The following is a 23,809-nucleotide window of genomic DNA, read 5'->3' as shown; positions in this document are numbered from 1 at the left end:
TGAAATTGGTAGACACAAGGGATTTAAAATCCCTCGTCTGAAAGGACGTGCCGGTTCAAGTCCGGCCCCGGGCACCAACTCTTCTTTGCATTATTCTCCCAGCTTTTCAGCTAACCTTTCATCTGTACTGTGATTCAAACTCTTCTCTAGTTTAGTTCCATCTGTTAATTCACCAATCATGTTCTCTAGACGTAATCTATAGTTAAACGCTAATTCATAGCGCGTAATAAGCAGGCTAGTCGTTCACTAAAGAAGCTAATTGGTGGTTGCTAGATCGCTTTTTAAGCACTTGAATCAACTCCCTTAAAAAATCCGTTGACTCATTTCTGTAATACGTTAAAGTACATCTCGCTTTCAGGCCTTAGGCCGATATTGTTAGCAACAAACGTGTCGCCCGGGTGGTGAAATTGGTAGACACAAGGGATTTAAAATCCCTCGTCTGAAAGGACGTGCCGGTTCAAGTCCGGCCCCGGGCACCAGTATTTAGAGTTGAAAATCTCGCTACTGCATAAGCGGTAACAAAAGAACTAATTTGTTAGTCCTTACCCAAGACTAATGAAGATAGGAATTAGTTAGCACTGCTTCAGTGTTGATTAAAGAATTAAGCGGCACTAGCTCAGTGTGGGTATAGAGGGTAGCGCAACCTTTGGTTGAACTATCGACACATTAAATAGTGATAAAGAATTAAGCGGCACTAGCTCAGTTGGTAGAGCGCAACCTTGCCAAGGTTGAGGTCATCAGTTCGAACCTGATGTGCCGCTCCAAAATTTGTAACGCTGTATGGCGGGTTGGCAGAGTGGCTATGCAGCGGATTGCAAATCCGTGGACCTCGGTTCGACTCCGGGACCCGCCTCCATTACAAAGTAAAGTTTCGCCCGGGTGGTGAAATTGGTAGACACAAGGGATTTAAAATCCCTCGTCTGAAAGGACGTGCCGGTTCAAGTCCGGCCCCGGGCACCAATTCAGAAAAGCCAGTAGCATTTGCTACTGGCTTTTTGGGTTTCTAATTCCCACAAAAATTATCTTTTTATTTAGTTTCACTGCTTTGGTGCGCGCTAGGTCGATATGCGCCAATTTGGTGCGCAAAGTTTCTTGTAATGACCTATCAAGTACCCAAAACTAGGTACTCATACTTTGGCATAGCGTTTGCTCTATTAACTATGCGACATGAGAGATGTATGGCTTTGCCACATCAAGAGCCGCCACTACAATTTGCAATAGACATCTAGGGTTCCGGCTGCAACGCAGTGTCTGGACCGAGAGTTGTCAACCTCATTAAGGGGTTACACGGAGGGATAAAAGCCCGGGAGATGACACTTAAATACGTCTCTCATGTTTTTATTTTAAGTGTACAACCACATTGAGGTGACCATGTTGAACTTAGTTAAATCTCCACTCCGTTCTTTGGCTTTAGCAGCCACTATTCTAAGTGCTAGTGTCATGAGCATTAGCTCAGCGCAAGCCGCCGATAAACCTACCTATAAACTTGCATGGACAATCTACGTGGGCTGGATGCCATGGGATTACGGGGCGGCTTCTGGCATCGTGCAAAAATGGGCCGACAAATACGACATCAATATTGAAGTAGTGCAAGTTAACGACTACATCGAATCCATTAACCAATACACTGCAGGCGGCTTCGACGCTACCGTAATGACTAACATGGATGCCTTAACCATTCCTGCAGCTAGCGGCATTGATTCTACGGCGTTAATTGTGGGTGACTTTTCAAACGGTAACGACGGCGTAGTGTTAAAAGGTAATAAGAGCCTAAAAGATCTGAAGGGCGAAAAAGTAAACCTTGTTGAACTCAGCGTTTCTCATTACTTATTAGCACGTGCATTGGAGTCGGTAGACTTAAAAGAGCGTGACATTAAAGTAGAGAATACTTCCGATGCAGACCTTGTTGCTGCATTTACTACCTCAGATGTAACGGCAGTCACCACGTGGAATCCACTGCTAAGCGAAATTACCTCAATGCCAGATACCAACATGGTGTTTGACTCTTCCAAGATCCCTGGCGAAATCATCGACCTGTTAGTTGTGCATACCGATACCCTAAATCAAGATCCTAAATTGGGTAAAGCGCTAACCGGCGCTTGGTACGAAATTATGGCTACTATGTCGGGCAGTGACGAAGCAGCGATTAAAGCGCGCAGCTTTATGGCCGAAGCATCGGGTACAGATTTAGCGGGTTACGATGCTCAATTAGCCTCTACCAAAATGTTTTACGAAGCAAAAGAAGCGGTAGATTTTACCAATAGCGCTACCTTGCCATCTACCATGGCTAAAGTGGCTGAGTTTTCTCATCACCACGGACTGTTAGGTGAAGGCGCTCCAGATGCTAGTTTCATTGGTATCGAAACGCCATCGGGTACCTATGGTGACAGCGCAAATGTAAAACTACGCTTTACCTCTGAGTACATGGACATGGCGGTTCAAGGCAAACTATAAGGCCGTTCTATGACTCGACTAATTAATAAAAAGCCTAGCCGAATTACTCGGCTGCTGTTGGGCTTACTTCCTTTCATTGTGTTGATTGTGCTGTACATGATGGCATCGCAAGCCCGTTTGGTAGATAACCCAAATGACAAGCTATTGCCGGCAATGTCTAGCTTTGTAGACGCAATAAACCGCATGGCCTTTGAGCCAAGCAGACGTAGTGGCGAATACTTAATGTTGGCCGACACCTTAGCTAGCTTGAGTCGCTTAGCGATGGGAGTAGGGATTAGCGCACTGATTGCCTTAATCGTAGGTGTGGCTAACGGTATGGTGCCCTTTGTACGTGCGCCATTATCACCTTTGGTTACAGCTTTGTCGTTAGTGCCTCCCATGGCAATACTACCGATTTTGTTCATTGTGTTTGGTTTGGGTGAGCTATCCAAAGTGATGTTAATCATCATTGGAATTTGCCCAATTATGATTCGTGATTTACAGCTGCGAACCGATGCCTTGCCGCCAGAACAAATTCTTAAAGCACAAACCTTGGGAGCATCAAGCTGGCAAACCATTATTGCCATCGTTGTGCCGCAAATACTGCCCAAATTAATTGAAGCAGTGCGTTTAACCCTTGGCAGTGCGTGGCTGTTTTTGATTGCAGCTGAAGCCATTGCCGCTACCGAAGGTTTAGGCTATCGCATCTTTCTGATTCGTCGTTACCTCGCCATGGACGTTATTTTACCTTACGTGCTTTGGATTAGTTTGCTGGCTTTTGTAATGGATTGGCTGTTACGCAAGCTGTCGCAACATGCGTTTACTTGGTACCACACTGCACAAGGAGACGCGTAATGGCTACCCCCATCATACAAGCCAAAGATGTATGGAAAGAATACGGCGATAACGTAGTGTTAGAGCGAATCAACCTGAGCGTAATGGAAGGCGAGTTTGTGAGCATTGTTGGCGCATCTGGCTGTGGTAAGTCTACGTTTTTAAACTTGCTACTGGGCAACGAAAGCGTTAGCCGAGGCCAGTTATTGCTTAATGGCGACATACTACCAAACGAGCCCGGACCAGAGCGCGGTATTGTGTTTCAAAAGTACTCGGTGTTTCCTCACCTAAGTGCAGTGCAAAACGTCATGTTAAGTGATGTATTTGCCGAGTCGCCTTTTGTTAGTCGCTTGTTTGGTAAAGCGAAGCAACAAGCCTATACCCAAGCAATGGCGATGTTAGACAAAGTTGGCTTAAGCCACGCGGCACATAAATATCCTGCTGAATTATCGGGTGGTATGCAGCAACGATTAGCCATTGCTCAAGCCTTAATGAAAAAACCAAAAATTTTGTTATTAGACGAACCTTTTGGTGCGTTAGACCCTGGTATTCGTAAAGACATGCACAAGTTAGTGCATCAACTTTGGCAAGAACACAAACTCACTATTTTTATGATTACTCACGACTTATCTGAGGGCTTTAGCCTAGGTAATCGGCTGTGGGTATTTGATAAACACCGTCACGATGCACAGCACCCAGAGCGTTTTGGTGCTCAAGTTACTTACGATATCCCCATTGCAAAAGACATCCAAAATCTGTCTTTTACCGAGGATATGAAACCGATTATCGATGCATCTGTCGCGTAATAAGGACAAATTATGACCTCATCAACCCAAGACATTATTTATCAAGAAACCATCGCAGGAGCGGCTCATTGGTCGGTTACTGTGCCTGCGGGTAAAATCCTACGTTTTATTAATACCAGCGGGAAAGCCAATGTTAGCCTGTTGTTTCACAATCCAAAAGACTTGCTAGAGCGCTACAATGCGCCGGATACGCTTAAGTGTCAGCACACCTTCAAACTGACTAAAGGCAACTGTTTATATTCGGACATGGGCAGAATATTTTGCTCAATCGTTCGAGACGATAGCGGCTGGATAGACAGCGTAGGTGGTTTAGCCAACAAGCAAAAAGTCGCCGCCAAGTGGGGCGAGCGTAGTTATCAGACCCAAGGTAACCAGTGGCTACAAAATGGTTACGACAGCATGTTGGTCGAGCTCGCCAAATACGGCTTAGGCAAGCGTGATATGGCGGCCAACCTAAACTTGTTTAGCAAAGTTGCAACAGACGCCGAAGGCAACCTGCAGTTTGATGAACAAGCGAGTAAGGCTGGCGATGTCATTGAGTTGCGATTCGAAATGGACACATTGGTGCTCATGTCTACCTGCCCACACCCTATGAACCCCGCTAGTGACTATCCCAACCATCCAGTAAGCGTAGAGATGTGTCAGGCGGAGAGCGTGAGTCAAGATGATTATTGCCGCAACTTTAGGCCAGAGAATGGTCGAGGTTTTGAAAACACTGAACGTTATCGCTGCGAAACAACGCAAGCCAGTTGTTGTGTTGCTTAAGTATTGGGACTAAAAGGAAAAAATGATGATTAAAACAAGCCAGTTAGTAGCCGATGACGCCACGCTACGCGATGTAGTTCCAGCCGGTGACTATTACATGAAAGTGCTAAAAGCCAGTCAAACCCTGCGTATTTTAGACTTAGAAGGTAACCAAGCCGCCGATACCCTGTTTTATAACGCTAACGATCCTAGCGAACGTTACAGCGCTATGGACACCATTCGTGAACAAGGCAATGTGTATTTAACGGCGGGCACGACCTTAGTGTCAAACCTAGGCCGCGAGATGCTCACCATTACTGCAGACACCTGTGGCCGACACGATACCCTCGGCGGCGCTTGTGCCACCGAAAGTAATACCGTGCGTTACGCCCTTGAGAAAAAGTGCATGCACGCCTGCAGAGACAGCTGGTTATTGGCCGTGGCCGAAAACGATCAATATGGCTTAACCAAGCGCGATATTACCCACAACATTAACTTCTTTATGAATGTGCCCGTGACTGCCGAAGGCGGTTTGAGCTTTGCCGATGGGATTAGTGGCGCAGGTAAGTACGTTGAAATGCGCGCCGAGATGGATGTGATTGTTTTACTGTCTAACTGCCCACAACTTAACAACCCTTGTAATGCCTATAACCCAACACCAGTAGAAATGCTGATATGGGATGCTGCATAAGCAACACGCTCCACATTAAGGCTAGGGACGACCCTAAACACGCCTTTACTAATAAGCCGGGACGACCCGCAGTTCTCAGGTGACACTATGTTCGAAAAAGTATTGATAGCCAACCGCGGCGCGATAGCTTGTCGGATCATTCGAACCCTCAACTCAATGAATATTGCCAGCGTTGCACTCTACAGCGAAGCCGACGCCGACAGTTTACATATTAGCCAAGCGTCTGAGGCCCATTGCCTAGGCGCGGGCTCAGCCAGCCAAACCTATCTTAATATCGACAAAATTTTTGCCATCGCCAAACAAAGTGGCGCGCAGGCGATTCACCCTGGTTACGGCTTTTTAAGTGAAAACCAAGAATTTGCCCAACGTTGTGAAGAACAAGGTTTGGTATTTCTAGGCCCCACGGCAGAACAAATGAATGCCTTTGGCCTAAAACATCGAGCGCGTGAATTGGCCGAGCAAGCCAAGGTGCCTTTATTACCAGGCAGCGGCTTGTTAGATGATTGCGAGCAAGCACTTAGCTGTGCCGAGGGGCTGGGTTACCCGGTTATGCTAAAAAGTACTGCCGGTGGTGGTGGTATAGGTATGCAGCGCTGCGACAGTGCAGAGCAACTAAGCCAAGCATTCGACAGTGTTAAACGCCTTAGCGAGAACAACTTTAGTAATGCGGGTTTGTTCTTAGAAAAATTTATTACTCAAGCACGCCACATAGAAGTGCAAGTGTTTGGTAACGGCGAAGGTGAAGTACTCACCATGGGCGAGCGAGATTGTTCGGCGCAGCGCCGCAACCAAAAAGTGATTGAAGAAACGCCGGCACCCAACTTAAGCCAAGCAATTCGAGAACAGCTACAGCAGACCGCTAAACAACTCACCCAAAGTGTTAATTACCGCAGTGCAGGTACCGTAGAGTTTGTATTTGATCAGCAAAGCCAAGCCTTTTACTTTTTAGAAGTGAACACCCGCCTGCAGGTAGAGCATGGCGTTACCGAGATGGTATTTGGCGTAGATTTAGTCAAATGGATGATTGAGCTGGGTTTTGCTCAGTCGTGTAACAAAAACTATCCGCTAAGTGACAAAGCCGAGGGCTTACAACCCACAGGTCACGCAATTCAAGTGCGTTTGTATGCCGAAGATCCTAATAAAGATTTCCAGCCTAACGCGGGTTTATTAAGTCATGTTAGTTGGCCAAAGGCAGAAGAACTCGGTTTAGCCAGCGATGAGCAACTGCGGATTGATCACTGGATCGAAAGTGGCGTAGAAGTCTCACCGTTTTTTGACCCCATGTTAGCTAAAGTGCAGTTTCATGGAGCTGATAGAGACACAGCCATCGCCGGTTTAGCTCGCTCGCTTGTTAGCTGCCAAGTGTATGGCATTGAGCACAACTTAGCGTACTTGCAGCAGTTGCTTAAACTGCCCGCACTTCAGCAAGGTACTTTGCTTACCTCTAGCTTAAACAGCTTTGCCTACAAGCCAAATACTATTGATGTATTAAGCGCAGGCACGCAAACCACTATTCAAGATTATCCCGCTCGTACCGGGTACTGGGATATTGGCGTACCGCCATCTGGCCCAATGGATGCGCAAAGCTTTCAGTTACTAAATCAACTATTAGGTAACCAAAGCGATGCAGCAGGGCTAGAGATTACTCTGCAAGGCCCAACGCTGCGTTTTAACCAAGATAGCTTAGTGGCCATAGGCGGGGCAGATATAGAACTAAGCCTAGACGGGCAACCACGAGCAATGTGGCAAGTATTTAAAGTGCTGGCAGGGCAAAGCTTGGCCTTAGGAAAAGTTAAAGGCGCAGGCGCGAGATCGTACCTCGCTATTAGTGGCGGCTTGCAATGTCCTGAATACTTAGGCAGTAAATCTACCTTTACTCTAGGTCAGTTTGGCGGGCATGCGGGTCGAGCGTTACGCAGCGGAGACGTATTACAACTGCCTGTGATTAACGATGTTAAGCACCTGAATGAATTTATAGTGGGCCGAGCGTTAGAGCAAGCGCCCAGTATTCAGCAACATTGGACTATTCACGTTATTTACGGCCCGCATGGCGCGCCTGATTTTTTTACCGATGACGATATTACGCAGTTTTTTGCTGCCAAGTGGAAAGTGCACTTTAACTCTAGCCGAACTGGCGTGCGTTTAATCGGGCCAAAACCTGAATGGGCACGCACAGACGGCGGTGAAGCTGGCTTGCATCCGTCTAACATTCACGACAATGCTTACGCCGTTGGCAGCATCGATTTCACTGGTGATATGCCAGTAATACTAGGACCCGATGGCCCAAGTTTAGGCGGCTTTGTTTGTCCGGCTACCATCATTAAAGCTGACTTGTGGAAAATGGGTCAACTTAAAGCGGGTGACGAAATAAGCTTTATTCCGGTCACTATTCCACAAGCCGAGCAAGCAGAGCGTCAGCAGCTAGAATGCATTAGCCTAGGCAAAGCCTACAATACCGCCATTAGTGCTTCGCCGATCACCACACCCGTAGTTAAAACCTTGGCCGCTGAGTTATATGGCGAAAAAGTGGTTTACCGCCCAGCAGGTGAAGACTATTTACTGATTGAATATGGCCCGCAACGCCTAGATATAGCACTGCGTTTTCGGGTTCATGCCTTAATGCTGAAGTTACAAGAACTGGCGGTAAGCGGCATTCAAGAATTAACCCCGGGCATTCGCTCCTTGCAGGTGCATTACAACAACCTTGAGCTGCCTCTAAGCAAGCTGCTCGACATTCTTGAACAAGCAGAAGCCAGCCTTGGCGATATTAATCAGCTCAGTGTGCCAGCGCGAGTAGTGCATTTACCTCTGTCGTGGGACGACGAAGCCACCCGTTTAGCGATTCAAAAGTACAACGATGTAGTGAGAAAAGACGCGCCGTGGTGCCCCGACAATATCGAGTTTATTCGTCGCATTAACGGCCTAGATACTGTTGAACAAGTTAAAGACATCGTATTTAACGCCAACTACTTGGTCATGGGTTTGGGCGATGTATACCTTGGCGCACCCGTGGCTACGCCAATTGATCCGCGTCACCGCTTGGTCACCACTAAATACAACCCCGCGCGCACCTGGACACCAGAAAATGCGGTAGGTATTGGCGGCGCATATTTGTGTGTATATGGCATGGAAGGGCCGGGGGGCTATCAGTTTGTAGGTCGCACCTTGCAAATGTGGAATCGCTATCGCAGTACCTCTGAGTTTACCAAACCTTGGTTGCTGCGTTTTTTCGATCAAATTAAGTTTTACCCAGTCAGTGCTGACGAGCTTAAGCAAATTCGTAAAGACTTCCCGCGGGGCGATTACCCACTAAAAATTGAAAAAACAGCGTTTAGCTTAAAGGGTTATCAAGCCTTGCTAGATGAACAGCAAGAAAGCATTCAAGCCTTTAAGTTAAACCAACAAGTCGCCTTTGAAGCAGAGCGTCAGCGCTGGGAAGAAACAGGCCAAGCTAACTTTGTGGCTGAACAGCTTAACGAACAAACCGACACCGACGACGTATTAGAAGATTCGGAACTCGCTATCGAGAGCCACGTAGCCGGAAACCTATGGCAAGTAATGGTAGAGCCTGGGCAAGAGGTTAAATCAGGGCAAGTAGTGGCAGTACTCGAAGCCATGAAAATGGAGCTGGAAGTACTCGCGCCAGAAAGCGGCACCATAAAACAGCTTAATCAAATTCAAGGATCACAAGTGCATGCAGGGCAGCGCTTAATGATTATGGAGACCTTATAATGAATAGTACTTACACCATTTCACAATTGCGTAAGGCCTACCTAAACAAGCAGTTTAGCGCCAAACAGTTTTTGCAGCAGCAGTTAGCGGCAGTAAACAACGACACTAACAATTGTTGGATATCTCTGATTAGTGAACAACAGCTTAATCATTACCTAGACACGCTAGAGCAGCAAAACATCGCCGACCTGCCGCTTTACGGCGTGCCGTTTGCCATTAAAGACAATATCGATTTAGCAGGTTTAACCACCACCGCAGGCTGTAAAGAATATGCCTTTCAACCTAGCGAAAGCGCTTTTGTGGTTCAGCAGTTAATTGCTGCAGGCGCAGTACCTTTAGGCAAAACCAACTTAGATCAGTTTGCTACGGGTCTTGTGGGTACACGCAGCCCTTGGGGAGCAGTAAAAAACAGTTTTGATGAGAGCTATATCTCAGGCGGGTCTAGTTCTGGCAGCGCAGTAAGTGTTGCTAAAGGCCAAGTGTGTTTCTCATTGGGGACCGACACCGCTGGCTCGGGCAGGGTGCCAGCCGCACTCAATAACATACTAGGTTTAAAAGCCACTAAAGGATTACTCAGTTGCAGCGGCGTGGTTCCTGCTTGTAAGAGCTTAGATTGTGTCACCTTATTTGCTCATACCACCGATGACCTAAACCTATTGCTAGACGTAGCGGGTGAATATGACGCCAAGGACTGTTACGCAAGGCCAAACCAAGCCGATAACACAATAAACCATTATCAGCCCTTAAGCGAACTGACTGGTTTAAAGATTGCCGTGCCTAAAGCCGAGAACCTTGCCTTCTTTGGCAATGCAGCTACCGAACAGTTATTTGGCGAAAGTTTAGAACAGCTACGTCGATTAGGGGCTGAGCTGGTGGAGATTGATTTTGAACCTTTCTTAGCCGCAGCAAAGTTACTTTATGAGGGCCCATGGGTGGCTGAGCGATACGCTGCCATCGAAGCATTCTTCGAAAAAGATCCCAGCCAATGTTTGCCGGTAATCCAAACCATTATTGGCGGCGCAAAACAGCACGACGCAGTGGGCGCTTTTAAAGCCTTTTACCAGCTACAAGCCTATAAAGTAATATGTGATCAAGTAGTGAAGCAGTTTGACGCCATTGTTACGCCAACGGCTGGCAGCAGCTACACCATAGAAGCTTTAAACCAAGATCCAATTCAACTTAACTCCAACATGGGTTACTACACTAACTTCATGAATTTGTTGGATTACAGCGCCATATCTGTACCTGCAGGTTTTTACCAAAACCCGCAAGGCAAGCAACAAAGCTTTGGCATTACCTTATTTAGTAGCGCTTATGCCGATAGGCGTTTACTCAGCATGTCGGCCTTAATCCAGCAAGACAACGGTTTTGCGCTGGGCGCGAGCAAGCAGCCTTTACCGACCCTAGACGCTGTAGCGCCTTGCGAAGACCAGATGATGGAATTGGCTGTATGTGGCGCCCACTTGTCGGGTTTACCGCTCAACGGCCAGCTCACCGAGCGAGCTGGGCAGTTAATAAAAGCCACTCATAGCGCAGCAGTGTATAAGCTTTATGCCTTAGCCGGTGGACCACCAGCCAGACCAGGAATGATCCGCGATGAGCAAAACGGCGTCGCCATAGAAGTAGAAGTATGGCGACTACCAAAACAACACCTAGGTAGCTTTTTGCAAGGCATTCCACACCCACTGGGGTTAGGTAAAATAGAACTTGCAGACGGCACTTGGGTTAACAGCTTTATCTGCGAAGGTTATGCAGCAGCAACAGCCAAAGATGTCAGTGAGTTTGGTGGCTGGCGAGCTTACCTAGCCAGCTTGTAACAAGCGGTAGTAAAACGTTAAATCAAGATCAAAGCACTGGGTAATTACCCGGTGCTTTTTACTTTCCTTCTTTCTCCAGCAACTTGCATACTTTCATCATGAGTTTTTTGTCAATGTATTGGCTAGCTTGCTGAATCCAATATGCTTTAGTGATAATATTGATTTTAGAAAAGAGGGGGATTTCCTTGTTTAAATAAGGGGATTTTCCTTTTAAAAGCTATTATACGTCAATCGCAGAGAGTTCGAATGTCCAATTTAAAATTAGTTCCTGAGTTGTATTGTGAAAACATTGAAGTGACTAAAAAATTCTATGTTGAGGTTTTCGGTTTTGAAGTTAAATATGAAAGAGTTGAAGAACAATTTGCATATTTCACTTTAGGTGGTGTTGATATAATGGCTGAAGGAATCAATGGAGTTGGTCGTAGGTGGCTCACTGATAAAATGGAAAAGCCATTTGGTAGAGGTGTAAATTTCCAATGGGATGTTTCTGAAATTGATGATCTATATTCTAGAGTAAAGGCATCAGTACCTGATTCTATTTACCTTGAAATGGAAGCTAAAGAATACCAATGTGCAGAACACCTTGCTATACAAAAGCAATTTATCGTGCAAGATCCAGATGGTTACTTATTTAGGTTTTGTTGCGATAATTCAAATGTATAAAAAATTAAAGGGGTTAGAGTGAAATTAAAATACCTAGGAAAATATATTTTTCACGTTTTTATGATGGTAAGATTAAGTGAATCAGGCTCCTTTTATACTTAGTTATTTAAAAGTGCTTACTGTTGCTAATGTATCTGAATATTAAACTATTAGCGCTGAGCCTTAATTACGCTTAGTAAAATTTCATAAATTATTGTACAGGACTAGAATATGGAAATTATAGCGCCTCTCATAAGCATATTAGGTGTAATGAGCCTTGGCATAATTAGCCCTGGTCCAAGTTTTGTATTAGTGGCTCGAACGGCAGTAGCCAACTCAAGAGCCGATGGTTTAGCAACGGCTCTAGGTATGGGAGTTGGTGCTCTATTTTTTGCAGCTTTGGCTCTTTTGGGATTACAAGCAGTATTGTTGAGCGTTCCTACTCTATACATGGTGTTAAAAATACTAGGCGGAGCCTACTTATTCTACCTTGCTGTTGTAATATGGCGAGGATCAAAACAGACTGTTGATATTGTTGATGGCTCGGGTGAAAAGCCAAGTAAAGTTTACCAATCATTCAAAATAGGATTGGTTACTCAACTAAGCAACCCTAAAACAGCTATTTTCTATGGAAGTGTTTTTGCAGCTCTACTTCCTGCCGATTTGTCTATTTCATTGATACTGCTCTTAGCTCTAATGTTATTTATACTTGAGGCTGGCTGGTATTCTATCGTTGCTTTAGCGCTGTCTTCAAATACTCCTAGAAAAGTATATCTAAATTTAAAGACGATTCTTGACCGTGTGGCAAGTTTTATTATTGGTGGCTTAGGTTTTAAACTAATTATTAGAGCGAGCTCGAAATAAAGCTCTAATAATTAAGAGTAGGTGTAGTGAAAGGGGGCGTGGTCGAATTAAATTTCCTAATTGAAAGGAGATTGAAGTACGAAGATCAGGGTTGACTACCAATCAGCTTGTTGGCCTTTCAGTCTTGAAGTAAAAGGGGTCAGAGTCAATTTAAACAAAGGTGCTAAATGCAAAAAAATGGTGAGTCCTGTGAGGTTGGAATTAAGCGTAGAAATATTCTTTCTAAATATTTTGTGTTGACGTCAAATTCGGTCATGTCTCAAGATATATTAGTAGAAGAATTTGGTAATTACTCTTACAAGATAACTAGTAACGGTATTGTTACTTCAACTATCTCTATAAGCTGTGGTTTTAAAATTTTTGGAAAGGAGTTTGTTGTTTCTCCCAATTCTAAATTGTTTGTAGTCAAAAGCTCAGATGGTGACTTTATAGAAATCGAGCCTTTAGAAAACGATAAATGGTTCACTTTTACAACAAAGCTCACTGTTAGACTTTCTAATGATGACGTGGTGATGGTAAATTATCGAGGTGGGTGGCTTAACAATGAGGGGCTTCATATAGAATGTGCTCAATTCTGTAATAATAAAGAACCAGAGTATTTGGCCGATATTTTAACCTTATGTCTAGCGTTTATACATCGATACGATAGCCAAACAGACTAAACTCTCCAGGAATATAGATTCCTTAAAACAATGCGTTAAAACCAGCCTGACACCAGCACAAGGGGATATTAAATATGAAAGCAAGCCACACAGGTTTTAACCCAGAATACCAAGAAGACGCCCCCAGCATTGAAGAGGTAGCTGAGCTTAAGGGCTATGCAGTTATTGAGTTTGGTGCAACCTGGTGTGGCCATTGTAAGGCCGCTGCGCCTGCTATTGAACCGGTGTTATCTAAGGCCGGTTTACCACACATAAAAGTGTTTGACGGTAAGGGAAAGCGCTTAGGTCGTTCGTTTAAGGTAAAGCTTTGGCCAACTTTAATTTTGCTTGAGTCTGGCAAAGAAGTAGCGCGTATAGTGAGGCCGGTAGAAACTGAAGAAGTAATCGCTTTATTGGCAAATATAAAGGCCTAAATTTTACCCGCTGGCCTTATCAGTACTGGATGCTTAACTCGCCAATTGTGGGGGAGAGCGGCATATAGTTAACAAGCACTAAGCTTTACTGTTTAGCCAGTGAGGCTCAAACCTCATTTAATGATTTTTAGGCGGCTCGCTGTAATCGCAATATCGTTCTATTTGTGGAGTTGTTACTGTTTTAACTTGATAAGCAGTAGACGTTTAACCTTAAGGATAAGTTATGTTTAGTCACGTGATGATTGGTACCAATGATCTGACACGTTCGAAAGCTTTTTATGATGAAATTATGTTGGTACTCGGATACAACAAAGGCGTGATAGACCCCAAAGGGCGTTGTATGTATGCCACCGCGTCCGGAGTATTGGGCCTGACTAAACCTATCGATGGTGAAGCCGCTAGTATCGGCAACGGCATGACCGTTGGCTTTATTGCCAGTAGTCCAGAGATTATAAATGAGTGGCATCGCGTAGGGTTAGCACACGGCGGAACAGCGATTGAAGATCCGCCGGGGGTGAGAGGTAAAGCGCCTCGCCAGCTTTACTTGGCTTACTTACGTGACCCAGACGGCAACAAAATATGCGCCACTCATTTTATACCTAATGAATAATTCGCCGCTTTAAAATAACAAAACCAGCCATGCTAGCCACTGGTTTTGTTGTAGTTACCTCTGCCTAACTTCTTTTAGTCGCTTGAGTTGTTAAGCGGTTGGTGGTTAAGAAGGGCTAAGTGTTAGGGTTTTGCTTTCCCTTGCTGTTGAGCTTTAGCCTTTTCCCTTTAGCGGCAAGTACTGAAAACACCGTACACGCCGCCGCAAATAGGGCGATGGTAATAATTGGCCATTGCCAGTTGCCACTGCTTGTGTGAATAAAGCCAATTAACGATGGGCCTGTAGCCGCTAACGCGTAACCAATGCTTTGAGACATGCCCGACAAAGCAGCCGCTTGCTGAGTATTAGAGGTTTTATGGCCGATAAAACTTAGCGCAATAATAAAGGTAGAGCAGTTACTTAAACCAAATAACCCCACCCACATAATGGCCAAATTAGGCGCCACTATCGTGCCAAGTAAACTGAATACAACGCCAGAAGCACACAGGCCTATAAGCAAGGCATGGTTGCGTACTCTTGCCAAAATAGGCATGAGTGCTAAGCCAGGCACCATGGTAGAAAACTGCAAAAAACCGTAAATATAGCCAGCATCTAATTCGCTGTAGCCAACGTCGTTAAGGATTTTAGGCAGCCACCCGGCAAAAGCATAAAAGGTGAACGAGTTAATACCTAGCGCTAAGGTTACAAACCAGGCCACTGGCGAGCGTAAAAGAGAGGACAGCGGCGTATGCTCTGTTGCGTCTTTTTCGCTTTGGTGTTGCTGGGATTTTGACTGAGCAGATAAGCTTGGTAACCAAAACATTAGTGCTGCAATTGGAAAAATGAGGGTAAAAGCCAGCGAAAACTGCCAACCAAAAAACTGGGCAGGCGCTTGATGAGATAAGGGTACCATTAAGCTTGCAGCCAATGTAGAGCCTACACCCATAACAAAAATGTATAGCGATGAGACTTCAGAAATTCGCTCTGGGAAAAACTTTTTCACTACCGCAGGCAACAATACATTACCAAAGGCAATACCGGCACCCAGGATCACCGTTCCTAGATAAAGAGGCGATACATTGCCCAATGAACGAACCACTATGCCAATTGCTATACAGATTAAAGATACTACCAGCGCTTTCTCTAAACCTATGCGATGGGAGAGCTTAGGCGCCATTGAGGAGAACACGGCTAAAGAGATTAAGGGTAGGGCGGTAATAAACCCAGCCTGTGACGCTGTTAGCGATAGGCTTTCCATCACTTGCTCTAATACCGGCGCTAGGCTGGTAAAAGGTGCACGTAAATTAAGGGCAACTAAAAATACGCCCAATAGCGTAATTAATGTAGATGGTAAAAAACGTGGCATGACAGCATAGGCAAGATAAAGAATAGATTTTACATCAAATTGCTTAATTTGTAATACATATTTACTAAGCCATTGTTTAATCTTTGTTTTACTCTGTCATTAGAAGTGATTAGTTATATCAATGTAGTTGTGAAGTGGATGTTGTAACATCAAGCTTCCCTGCAGGAAGCTTGATGTATTTACGGTTATTTAAAAGTAAATTGCTGATTATCTCCGTTGTAACAAGACCACTGTACTAGCGGTGTTCCATTCGTGGTGGCTTTACCTTCGGCATCGATACATTTATTACTTTTTCGAGCGATTAGCTCATACCTGCCATTGTCTTTCGGGTTTATCTTCCAATGTTGGTTTTGGTTGTTTGGCATACAGCTCCATTGTTGCACCTTCGCTCCATCGGCGGTTGACCCATTGTCTAAATCAACGCACTTATCGCTTCGTTGAGATTGAATGAGGTACCACCCATCGCTGACAGGAACAAATTTGAAACGTTGATTAAGGTTGGACGTATTACAATCCCATTGTTGATAACCGGTGCCGTTAGCGGTGTTGCCACCGGTTAAGTCGAAACAGCGCCCACTGTGGGCGAGTTCTAGGTTGGTCCAATCGCTTGGAATGGCACTACCGTTTTGATTTTCGCTAACCACCACCCGTTGGTTGAGTATGTCATGTGCTTCGCGCCAGGTTTGGCCTTCAGGTATTAACATGGCTCTAAACTCGTAGTCGCCACTGGGGATATCGCTAGGTACCTCAAAACCAAACCACGTGTTTTTATTGCTTGCCGAGTAAACCACTTTTTGTTGTTTTGCCACTGATGCCCAGGTGGTACGACTGACCAAGTGCAGTTCTAGGTTTTGTTGGGCGTTTGCCGAGTAATTAACACCGACAGATAGTTGCTGCCCAGCATTGATGGTTGCCGGAACAGTTATGCTGCTTAAGCTGTTATCTGCGGTGGCTTGTTGGCTGGTTTTTACCAGATAAACATCATAAGGCGCTAACTCAAAATCTTGAGATAACATATTGCCTGTCACTAAATCTTTTACTTTATTAGGAAGCTCTAAACGCAGTTTACGCTTGTCTTTACTCACGTTAATGATGGACAGGATCGTGTCGCCGTTGTTGTCGGTTGCTTGGCGAACAAACACTCCATAAGCCGCTTGGTTTTGCATATCGGTTATTTGGAAATCTACCACTCGCTGCTTAGCTAAAGCGTTAACATTGCTAGCGAGTTCGTCTGCCATGTCATACACGCCGCTAAAGGTAATATCGGCGTAAGAGGGCATTTGTGGTTGATTACGTTGCTTGCCGTGTTGGTTCTTAACAAAGGACGCTTGACGATCAACCAGTATCTTTTCAGCGGCATTATCTTGCAGTGCTTTATATTCCCAATAACTTAGATACGGTGTGGGCGGTATAATGATCACGTTGTTTGCGCCTACGTTGCTTAACTCTGACGCGGTTGTGAATCCTACATCTACATTCAACATTTTAAGTGCTTCGTACACTTTGGTGAGTTTGCCAATGTAGCTGCCGTCTTGAATGGCTGAATCTTCAGAATAGAAAATACGGAATGTTGTGTCGTAATCGACCAGTTGGTTGAAACTGTCGGTATGAGCGTTTAGCTCTTTCATGGTGCGGCCGTAGGCATCCATCACAAGGGGTTGGGTGGTTGGCTCTGACACAAATATTGAATTTACGCTGCTTGGATCACCGTCGTCTTTGCGGCCCCATACCCAAGCGGTATTCATTTTCATACCGTGGGTGTGGGCTAACCAAAGGCTTGCGCGTACGTAGTTGGGTTCCATGTCAAAGTGTTGCCATTCGGCCGATAAGCCATGCCACTCAGAATCATAGAATGGTTTGTTAGGGGCGATGCTGCGGTAAAAGTCTAAGCCTCGAGATTGCTCTACCCATTCAATGCTGTAGCGCTCTCTAAATTCAAACTCTTTGTTTTTAAAGTTAACTAAATCTTTTGGACCCATACTAAAATCTGAACCCATTACATCTTGCAGCTTGGCCAGTGCTTCAATGTCGATGCCATGGTCTCGCCATTCTGAACTCATGATCCAGCCCAGTATTTTAATGGTGACTTTGGCTTGAGGATCGTGCTGCTGAACGTTGCGTTTTAAGAAACTGAACCACTCGGTAACACGCGCCATGTTAAATTTGCACCAATCGTACCAAATGGGGCCACCTTGTAGGGATTTAGCAATTGGCAACACTAAGCCGTTTTTAGCTTGCGTAAAATTGGCATATTGAGTGCCATAGCTTTGGTTTAAATCGCTAATGCTACTGTACTTTTGTTGTAGCCAATCTTGGTATTTTTGTTTGGTGGTGGCAGATACCCCGTTGTCGGCTAACCAGCCGCCCTCGCGGGTAGAAAAGTGTGGTTCGTTAGCTAACAAGTGAACTCTTGTGCCTTGACCAGCTTGATCTTTGGTGCCAGGAATATAGTGCTGCATGAGTTGTTGATACCAACTGCGAATGCTGCTGTTGTCTATATCGAAGGGCACAAAGTATCGGCCAGTTTCAAAGGCTTCTGGCGCGGCATTTTTTTGCCAAGTGCTGGCGTTATAACCCAAGAAGAATACTTTGGGATCCATGTACTTACTGTTTTGTTTTTGCAGTTCTTCTACTGCACCGCTAACCGACCAACTGTGTAAGCCACCGCTTTCTTTTAGTTCTGCTACTGGGTAGTAATCGCCGCCAATACGACCAAAGGCATCAATGTAATTGTCTTCACTGGGTAGCCAATTAAAGCTACTAGGATAAACGGCTTGGTCATTAATAGTGAACTTGTCACCTTTGAGAACAACTGGCCCAGAGCTAAAGTCGAAAGGTGTTTGTAATACCAAGCTGCCATTCATTTGGGCTTGCAGCTCTTCTACGGCACGCTCAGCGACGGTGATACTGTCTTTTAGTTCTTCAAAGGGAATGTTTTGTGCGTAGTTGTTTGGAATGAATTCATTCCACCAAATAGCGTCAATTTTAGCTTGAATAACTTGCGGGTTTTGCCGATCAAATTCGGCGTATCTAAGAAATAGATCAATGACCACTTTAGATACATTGGCGTAGTCGGTGTTAAGGCCTTGTTGCTCGGCTTGATTGATGGTTTGAATAAGTTGAGTGCGCGCGGTTTGTGCTTGCGACTTAAGCTGCTGATAGCTGGTGTCGTTGGTCGCATCGCCCCATTGCCAGGCATTGGCGGCAGGCACACTAAGGCTTAGCGCTAACAAACTGCTAGTACTTAGTTTTACTAAGCGTGAGTGACATGTGGTAAAGCTAAACGTTTTCATTGGTTTAGTTATCCTTTTTAATCGCTCCTTAGCGCTAACTCGAAAACAACATAGTAGAACTAAGGCTATTGTATTTGGGTGCTTAAAAAAACGCCGCACAGGGATGCGGCGTTTTGCTTACGGTCTTGGTGCTAGGGCCAAGAAATAGCTAAGGTATTAGCGTTGTGGAGGGGCGGAGAAGTCCCAAACCACCATGCTGGCTACCGTTAGCTCACCGTTATGTTTGAAATCAACATTTACGGTGTTGTTGGTAGAGAGGTACTCTACCGGTACAGGAATTTCTAAGGTGGCAAAGTAACGGTCTGCTGAGTATTTAGCCGGTCCGCGCCAATCGATAGGCGTACTCACTTCGTTACCATTCACTACAAGTGAGTTAATGGTAAGTAGACCACCTTCAAGATCATCTTGGTCTGGGAACAAGGCGACAGTTAAACGTAACATTGCTTCAGCTGCGCCGCTTGGAACAGCAAGGCCGTTCACTTTTACGGTTTTAGCTCCACCTTCAACGCTAATGCGATGTGGTACTGAACCACCGCTAACACTTTCTCCAAAGTATTTGTGTTCAACCACTTTTTGGTTAACGTTAACGTTGGCGCTTAGGCTGTAACGCAATACAACTGTTCCATCACCTGCCAGCGTTAAACTAGAAGGAAGCTGCTGTTTATGGCGGCGCTCTAGTTTAGTGTGCTCTACACCGTCGAAGTACATTTGACGTAATTCAACATTGCTTACGTTTAGGCCAGTTAAGCCCGCTACGTTTAGGTTTACGCTAGTGTCGTAATCTTCAAGATTGTTGATGATGACAAACAGCTCTTTGCCGTCTACGTAGGCATTGACTTGAACATCTGGATCGCTAGAGCGCGCATCAACACGTGTACCATCTACATCAGCCCATAGCTCAAAGAACTTGATGTAAGAAGACCACTGCCAATCACCGTTATTCAGCTCTGACTCCATCATCATTGAGTAATGGTAAGGTGCGGTACAGTTAACGCTTGCGTCGTAACCACAGCCACCAGGCTTGTATCCCCATAAAGGTTTAGCTGGGGTAAACGGCATAGACTTAATTACGTAGTCTGGGCGTTGTAAGAACTGCATTAACATGCCGTTAAACGCTTTAAGGTTGGCTATGTCGTAACGTTCTTCATGTGGCAATTGGTCCCAAGCGCCATTTACTGCGCCGTATTCAGACATTACGATCGGTTTACGGTTTTCTAGTCCACCTAGGTTCACGTCGTACCATTCCATCATGTCTAGCATGGCTTGTACGTGTCCACCACGGCGAACGGTAGGTGCGCGACCGCCGGCTGTTTCACTTGGCCAGTCGTAAATATGCACTGCGTAGAAGTCCATATCGGCACCTGCTTCTTCCATAAAGCCACGCCACATAACATCCCACTGGTACCAGTCTTGTTCACGGGTATCATCAACGGTAGTTTGCATCTTGCTGGTGAATAACTCACAGGCTTCTTCGTCTACCCATGCACATAGGTAGTCGTCGGCGTAGCGAGAGATACCATCACGACGGTAGAAGTCATGCTGACCCCAAGTCATGCCGCCAATCATTGGTGCTCCGTCACCCAGTGCTTGCTTAATCTCTTGAGCAACCAGTTTGTGATAACGCCATAGATCTTCTTGGTTAGTGACCATGAACTGACCGGTTTTCATTAACATGTCAGGTTCGTTGATCACTTCCCAAAACTTAGGCATTGGTTCGCCTACGTTTCCATTTTGCGAGTTAGCATAGTAATTCGCTAAGTAATGACCCATCCATTTGGCTGAGGTTTCAATGGTTTTCGGCTGCCAACCAGTGGTAGTAATGCCATTGTCGTACCAGCTAAGGGTAGGGTAAGTAGGGTGCGGGTTAGTACCAGCAATTAATTCGGTGCTAGTTGGTGAGAAGCGTTTATAAAACTCATTATTTGCGTAGTCGTTACGCAGTACTTCACCACGATTAACCATCCAATCTAAATCTGGCGTATTGGCCTCGTTTGGATTTTGGGCGGTTTCGTTAAAGCGCCATGTAGCAGTACCGTTGTCTCGACCTAAGGTTACACCAAGAGTATTTACGATGTAATTTAGGCGGTCACTGTGGCCGTTCCAATCATTCTCGTAAATAGCACTGTGCATGGTGATATGGCGATTACGGCCAAAGTCAGATACCCCGTTTACTTCGTGCATGATGTTGGCGTTTACACTAACCGATACAGTGTGGCTATTGTTTAACTGAGAAGTCGAACAACCTTCGGCATTGGCGAACTCATCGGCTGGTGTATTTGGACAAATATCTACACTATTGGCAACACCATCTTCATCGGCATCGCTTCCTGAAACAGGGCAACCTTGTGGATTAACGTTTTGGCCAAATGGGGTGTTAGGACACTGATCAATGGTATTCGGAATTCCATCAAAGTCGTCATCGTCACCGCCGGTGCTAATACAACCTATGTCGTCAACAAAAGAACCCGGAGGCGTGTTTGGACATTGATCGATGCGATCATTAATGCCATCTTCGTCGCTGTCTTTTTGCGATGGCGTACAGCCAGTTGCGTCTGCCGTTTCATCACTTGGACTGCTAGGGCATAAGTCATCTACATCTGGCACACCATCGTTATCACCATCTGCTGCGAGGTCAATATTACCCACGCGACTAAAGCTGATGCTGTCGATGTTAAACTGGAAATCTGCTGATCCTGCACCATAAACTCGAATAGTATTTACGCCACTAAAGACGTTAAATTTACCATTACCAGGTTGGGTGTAAAATGCATCCCAGTCTCCGCCAACGCTATTAACTGTTGTTACGTTTTTAACCGCCAACTGGCCATTGTGGTCGGTGACCATTAAACCTACGGCTGTATCACTGAGCGTACCGGTAGCGACTCGGTAGCTGGCGTCGTATAAGCCGCCGGTTTCTAGCTCAATGTAAAACTCTAAGTAGTCGCCAGAGTTAAAGTAATTGACTGCTTTACCGTTATCCAAGTCGTAGATTTGAACTTCGCCGCCCACTGCTTGGTAGTTTTCGGCTTCTAAGGTAAAGCTACCACTTACTGGTACTGGGTCACTGCCGTTACCCGGTGGAATAACCACGGGAGGATCAACAGGGTCGGTTGGATCAGTAGGGTCGGTTGGATCAGTAGGGTCTGTTGGATCAGTAGGGTCGGTTGGATCGGTAGGGTCCGTTGGATCGGTAATATCAGCTTCTCGTAATAGAGCAAAGCTGCTTAGGTTCCACTGCCAATCATTACTGCCTGAGGCATTTAAACGTAATTGTACTGAACCACTAGGAATAGATAACAGGTAGCTAGGTTTTAGAGATTGGTAGTTATCCCAGCCACCAGCTGCTACCGAAGATTTACCTACTGATGCCCACCCATTGCCGGTGTTTAGCAGTACTTCAATTTCTACGCCGCTATCAATTGCGGTAGCAATCAAGTACTCAATACTGTAATCACCTGACTCTGCAATGTTTAGGTTGTAATCAACGTAGTCGCCTTTGTTGATGTAGTTAATCGCGCTTACACCATTGCTGGTGTAGGTGCTAACAGGCGAGGGTTGACCATCGGCAAAGGTGCCACCACTAGACGCAAAGCTACTCGCTTGGGTAATAATCGCCTCTGGGGGTAATACCACCGGAGGTTCTGGATCAACCGGTTGGTCAGCAACTTTTTGCAGGGTAAAGTAGTCTAAATTCCACTGCCAATCGTTAGTGCCAGAGGCTGATATTCTGATATCGACCTGGCCACTGGGCAGCTCTAGCGTGTGGTTAGAGTCTAGCGCTTGATAATTGTCCCAACCTGACGCAGGTACTGTGGTTCTTCCTTGAGAAACCCAAGCACCGCCGTCTTTTACTAGCACTTCAATTTCCGCACCGTCTGCTATACCAGTGCCAATAAAGTATTCAATGCTGTAAGACCCTGCTTCGGCAATGTCTACTTGATAATCTAAGTAGTCACCTTTGTTTACAAAGTTGATTGCGGTTGCGCCATTTACCGTATAAGTACTTACCGCAGCAATTTGGCCATCATCGAAGGTTCCGCCAATCATAACGAAATCTTCGGCCTCTACTCGTATTGCTTCGCCAGTCGCCGCTGAACATACACCTATGCTCAGAATTGAACTGACGGCAAAGTAGAGTGGAGCCATTTTCTTTGCCTTAATAGTCATAAAACTTCCTATGTTTATATCCTAGTTATCTATTCGCGTTTGCTACTTCTCTATTTTTTAAACGCATATGCTTTTTTGGTACACCAATATTGGTTACCAAAATTGATTGTTTACTTGCTTAAGCACTAGGGGAGTTACTTACCAATTACGTTAGTCACCAGCAGCAACACTTAAGCCAAGGGCTTAAGTAATATGATTATTTCAAATAAATTATTTAACACTGGTAACCACTCCCTTGGTTAAGCGATTCTAGAATTACCAACCTCCTTATTGGCTTATTAGTGTCCCTAAATAACTACACAGGTTGACCAATAATTGTATCAATAAGAAATTAGTAACATTATTGGTAACCCAATATTTAGATCTTCATCACAATTGGTTGATCAATATTTATTTCGGGTGGGTGAATAATTAGCTGTTTTACAAAAATGTGCAGAAGCTCAAAGCGGAGTGCATGGTGGTGAAACGAGAGATTACTAAGTAAATCTAATGTACCTTCTGGTCGGAGTTGTATGAGCTTTAACTTGTTGTTTTGTAATACCTTAATGGTTTGGTAACTATAGTTTCAGCCTTGTCACTGAATACTGTGTGGTGGAATAACGAGCAGCTATTGGTTGATTATTCGACTGCTCTAAAGCAGGGACTACTTTATTAAGTTAATGAATAATATGCGTATTTTTGCATACTAAAAGTTAAGGAATAGACAATAATTAGCAACAGAGTAGACACTGGCTAAGTTCCGAGTAACTGTGTTGT

General features: G+C 45.1%; 15 protein-coding genes, 4 tRNA genes and 1 riboswitch. Of the genes, 16 read left to right on the top strand and 3 right to left on the bottom strand.

Features of this window, described 5'->3' with window-relative positions; genetic code table 11:
• Positions 1 to 392: 392 nt before the first annotated feature.
• The 16 genes from Q4549_RS20225 to Q4549_RS20150 all read left to right on the top strand — a co-directional run bounded on the left by Q4549_RS20225 (position 393) and on the right by Q4549_RS20150 (position 14,248).
• Positions 393 to 479 (top strand) — tRNA-Leu (locus Q4549_RS20225).
• A 209-nt stretch (positions 480 to 688) separates the two neighbouring features.
• Positions 689 to 764 (top strand) — tRNA-Gly (locus Q4549_RS20220).
• 18 nt (positions 765 to 782) lie between these two features.
• Positions 783 to 856, top strand: a tRNA-Cys gene (locus tag Q4549_RS20215).
• A gap of 17 nt (positions 857 to 873) precedes the next feature.
• A tRNA-Leu gene (locus Q4549_RS20210) sits at positions 874 to 960 on the top strand.
• Positions 961 to 1,214: 254 nt separating this feature from the next.
• Positions 1,215 to 1,312: riboswitch (guanidine-I (ykkC/yxkD leader) on the top strand.
• A gap of 59 nt (positions 1,313 to 1,371) precedes the next feature.
• Positions 1,372 to 2,454: a putative urea ABC transporter substrate-binding protein gene (locus Q4549_RS20205; protein WP_303551141.1), complete on the top strand. Its 1,083-nt coding sequence runs from the start codon at positions 1,372 to 1,374 to the stop codon at positions 2,452 to 2,454.
• Between the two features lie 9 nt (positions 2,455 to 2,463).
• Positions 2,464 to 3,288 (top strand): ABC transporter permease, encoded by an 825-nt coding sequence (locus Q4549_RS20200; protein WP_137674760.1) that lies wholly within the window; start codon positions 2,464 to 2,466, stop codon positions 3,286 to 3,288.
• Entirely contained in the window at positions 3,288 to 4,073 is a 786-nt protein-coding gene (locus Q4549_RS20195) for an ABC transporter ATP-binding protein (protein ID WP_303551143.1), read from the top strand. The genes Q4549_RS20200 and Q4549_RS20195 overlap by 1 nt, the downstream gene beginning before the upstream one ends.
• Positions 4,074 to 4,085: 12 nt before the next feature.
• A complete protein-coding gene (locus Q4549_RS20190) occupies positions 4,086 to 4,838 on the top strand; it encodes an urea amidolyase associated protein UAAP1 (protein WP_303515542.1) in 753 nt (250 codons plus the stop codon).
• A 22-nt stretch (positions 4,839 to 4,860) separates the two neighbouring features.
• A complete protein-coding gene (locus Q4549_RS20185) occupies positions 4,861 to 5,508 on the top strand; it encodes an urea amidolyase associated protein UAAP2 (protein ID WP_303551145.1) in 648 nt (215 codons plus the stop codon).
• Positions 5,509 to 5,595: 87 nt separating this feature from the next.
• The gene (gene uca, locus Q4549_RS20180) at positions 5,596 to 9,240 is read left to right on the top strand and encodes an urea carboxylase (RefSeq protein WP_303551147.1); all 3,645 of its coding nucleotides are present in this window, start codon (positions 5,596 to 5,598) and stop codon (positions 9,238 to 9,240) included.
• Entirely contained in the window at positions 9,240 to 11,057 is a 1,818-nt protein-coding gene (gene atzF / locus Q4549_RS20175) for an allophanate hydrolase (protein ID WP_303551149.1), read from the top strand. The genes uca and atzF overlap by 1 nt, the downstream gene beginning before the upstream one ends.
• 246 nt (positions 11,058 to 11,303) lie before the next feature.
• The gene (locus Q4549_RS20170) at positions 11,304 to 11,720 is read left to right on the top strand and encodes a VOC family protein (protein WP_303551151.1); all 417 of its coding nucleotides are present in this window, start codon (positions 11,304 to 11,306) and stop codon (positions 11,718 to 11,720) included.
• 210 nt (positions 11,721 to 11,930) lie between these two features.
• Positions 11,931 to 12,563 (top strand): LysE family translocator, encoded by a 633-nt coding sequence (locus Q4549_RS20165; protein ID WP_303551153.1) that lies wholly within the window; start codon positions 11,931 to 11,933, stop codon positions 12,561 to 12,563.
• A 167-nt stretch (positions 12,564 to 12,730) separates the two neighbouring features.
• On the top strand, positions 12,731 to 13,225 hold the full coding sequence (locus tag Q4549_RS20160) for a hypothetical protein (RefSeq protein ID WP_303551156.1): 495 nt from the start codon (positions 12,731 to 12,733) through the stop codon (positions 13,223 to 13,225).
• A 74-nt stretch (positions 13,226 to 13,299) separates the two neighbouring features.
• Complete coding sequence (locus tag Q4549_RS20155; protein WP_303551159.1) at positions 13,300 to 13,638, top strand: thioredoxin family protein; 339 nt, start codon at positions 13,300 to 13,302, stop codon at positions 13,636 to 13,638.
• 223 nt (positions 13,639 to 13,861) lie between these two features.
• A complete protein-coding gene (locus Q4549_RS20150) occupies positions 13,862 to 14,248 on the top strand; it encodes a VOC family protein (RefSeq protein WP_303551162.1) in 387 nt (128 codons plus the stop codon).
• Between the two features lie 115 nt (positions 14,249 to 14,363).
• Here Q4549_RS20150 and Q4549_RS20145 read toward each other — a convergent pair whose 3' ends face one another.
• From Q4549_RS20145 to Q4549_RS20135, 3 genes are all read right to left on the bottom strand, one after another.
• Complete coding sequence (locus Q4549_RS20145) at positions 14,364 to 15,593, bottom strand: MFS transporter (RefSeq protein ID WP_303551165.1); 1,230 nt, start codon at positions 15,591 to 15,593, stop codon at positions 14,364 to 14,366.
• Between the two features lie 185 nt (positions 15,594 to 15,778).
• The gene (locus tag Q4549_RS20140; protein ID WP_303551167.1) at positions 15,779 to 18,886 is read right to left on the bottom strand and encodes an RICIN domain-containing protein; all 3,108 of its coding nucleotides are present in this window, start codon (positions 18,884 to 18,886) and stop codon (positions 15,779 to 15,781) included.
• A 156-nt stretch (positions 18,887 to 19,042) separates the two neighbouring features.
• Positions 19,043 to 23,053 carry a carbohydrate-binding protein gene (locus tag Q4549_RS20135; protein ID WP_303551170.1) on the bottom strand — a complete coding sequence of 1,337 codons (4,011 nt, stop codon included), beginning with the start codon at positions 23,051 to 23,053 and terminating at the stop codon, positions 19,043 to 19,045.
• Between the last annotated feature and the right edge of the window lie 756 nt (positions 23,054 to 23,809).

Origin of the sequence: Agarivorans sp. 2_MG-2023, from assembly GCF_030548085.1 — a bacterium.
In the GTDB taxonomy this organism is placed as follows: Bacteria; Pseudomonadota; Gammaproteobacteria; order Enterobacterales; family Celerinatantimonadaceae; genus Agarivorans.
Note: the sequence above shows the minus strand (reverse complement) of the source record. Positions and strands in the feature narration are given on the sequence as shown.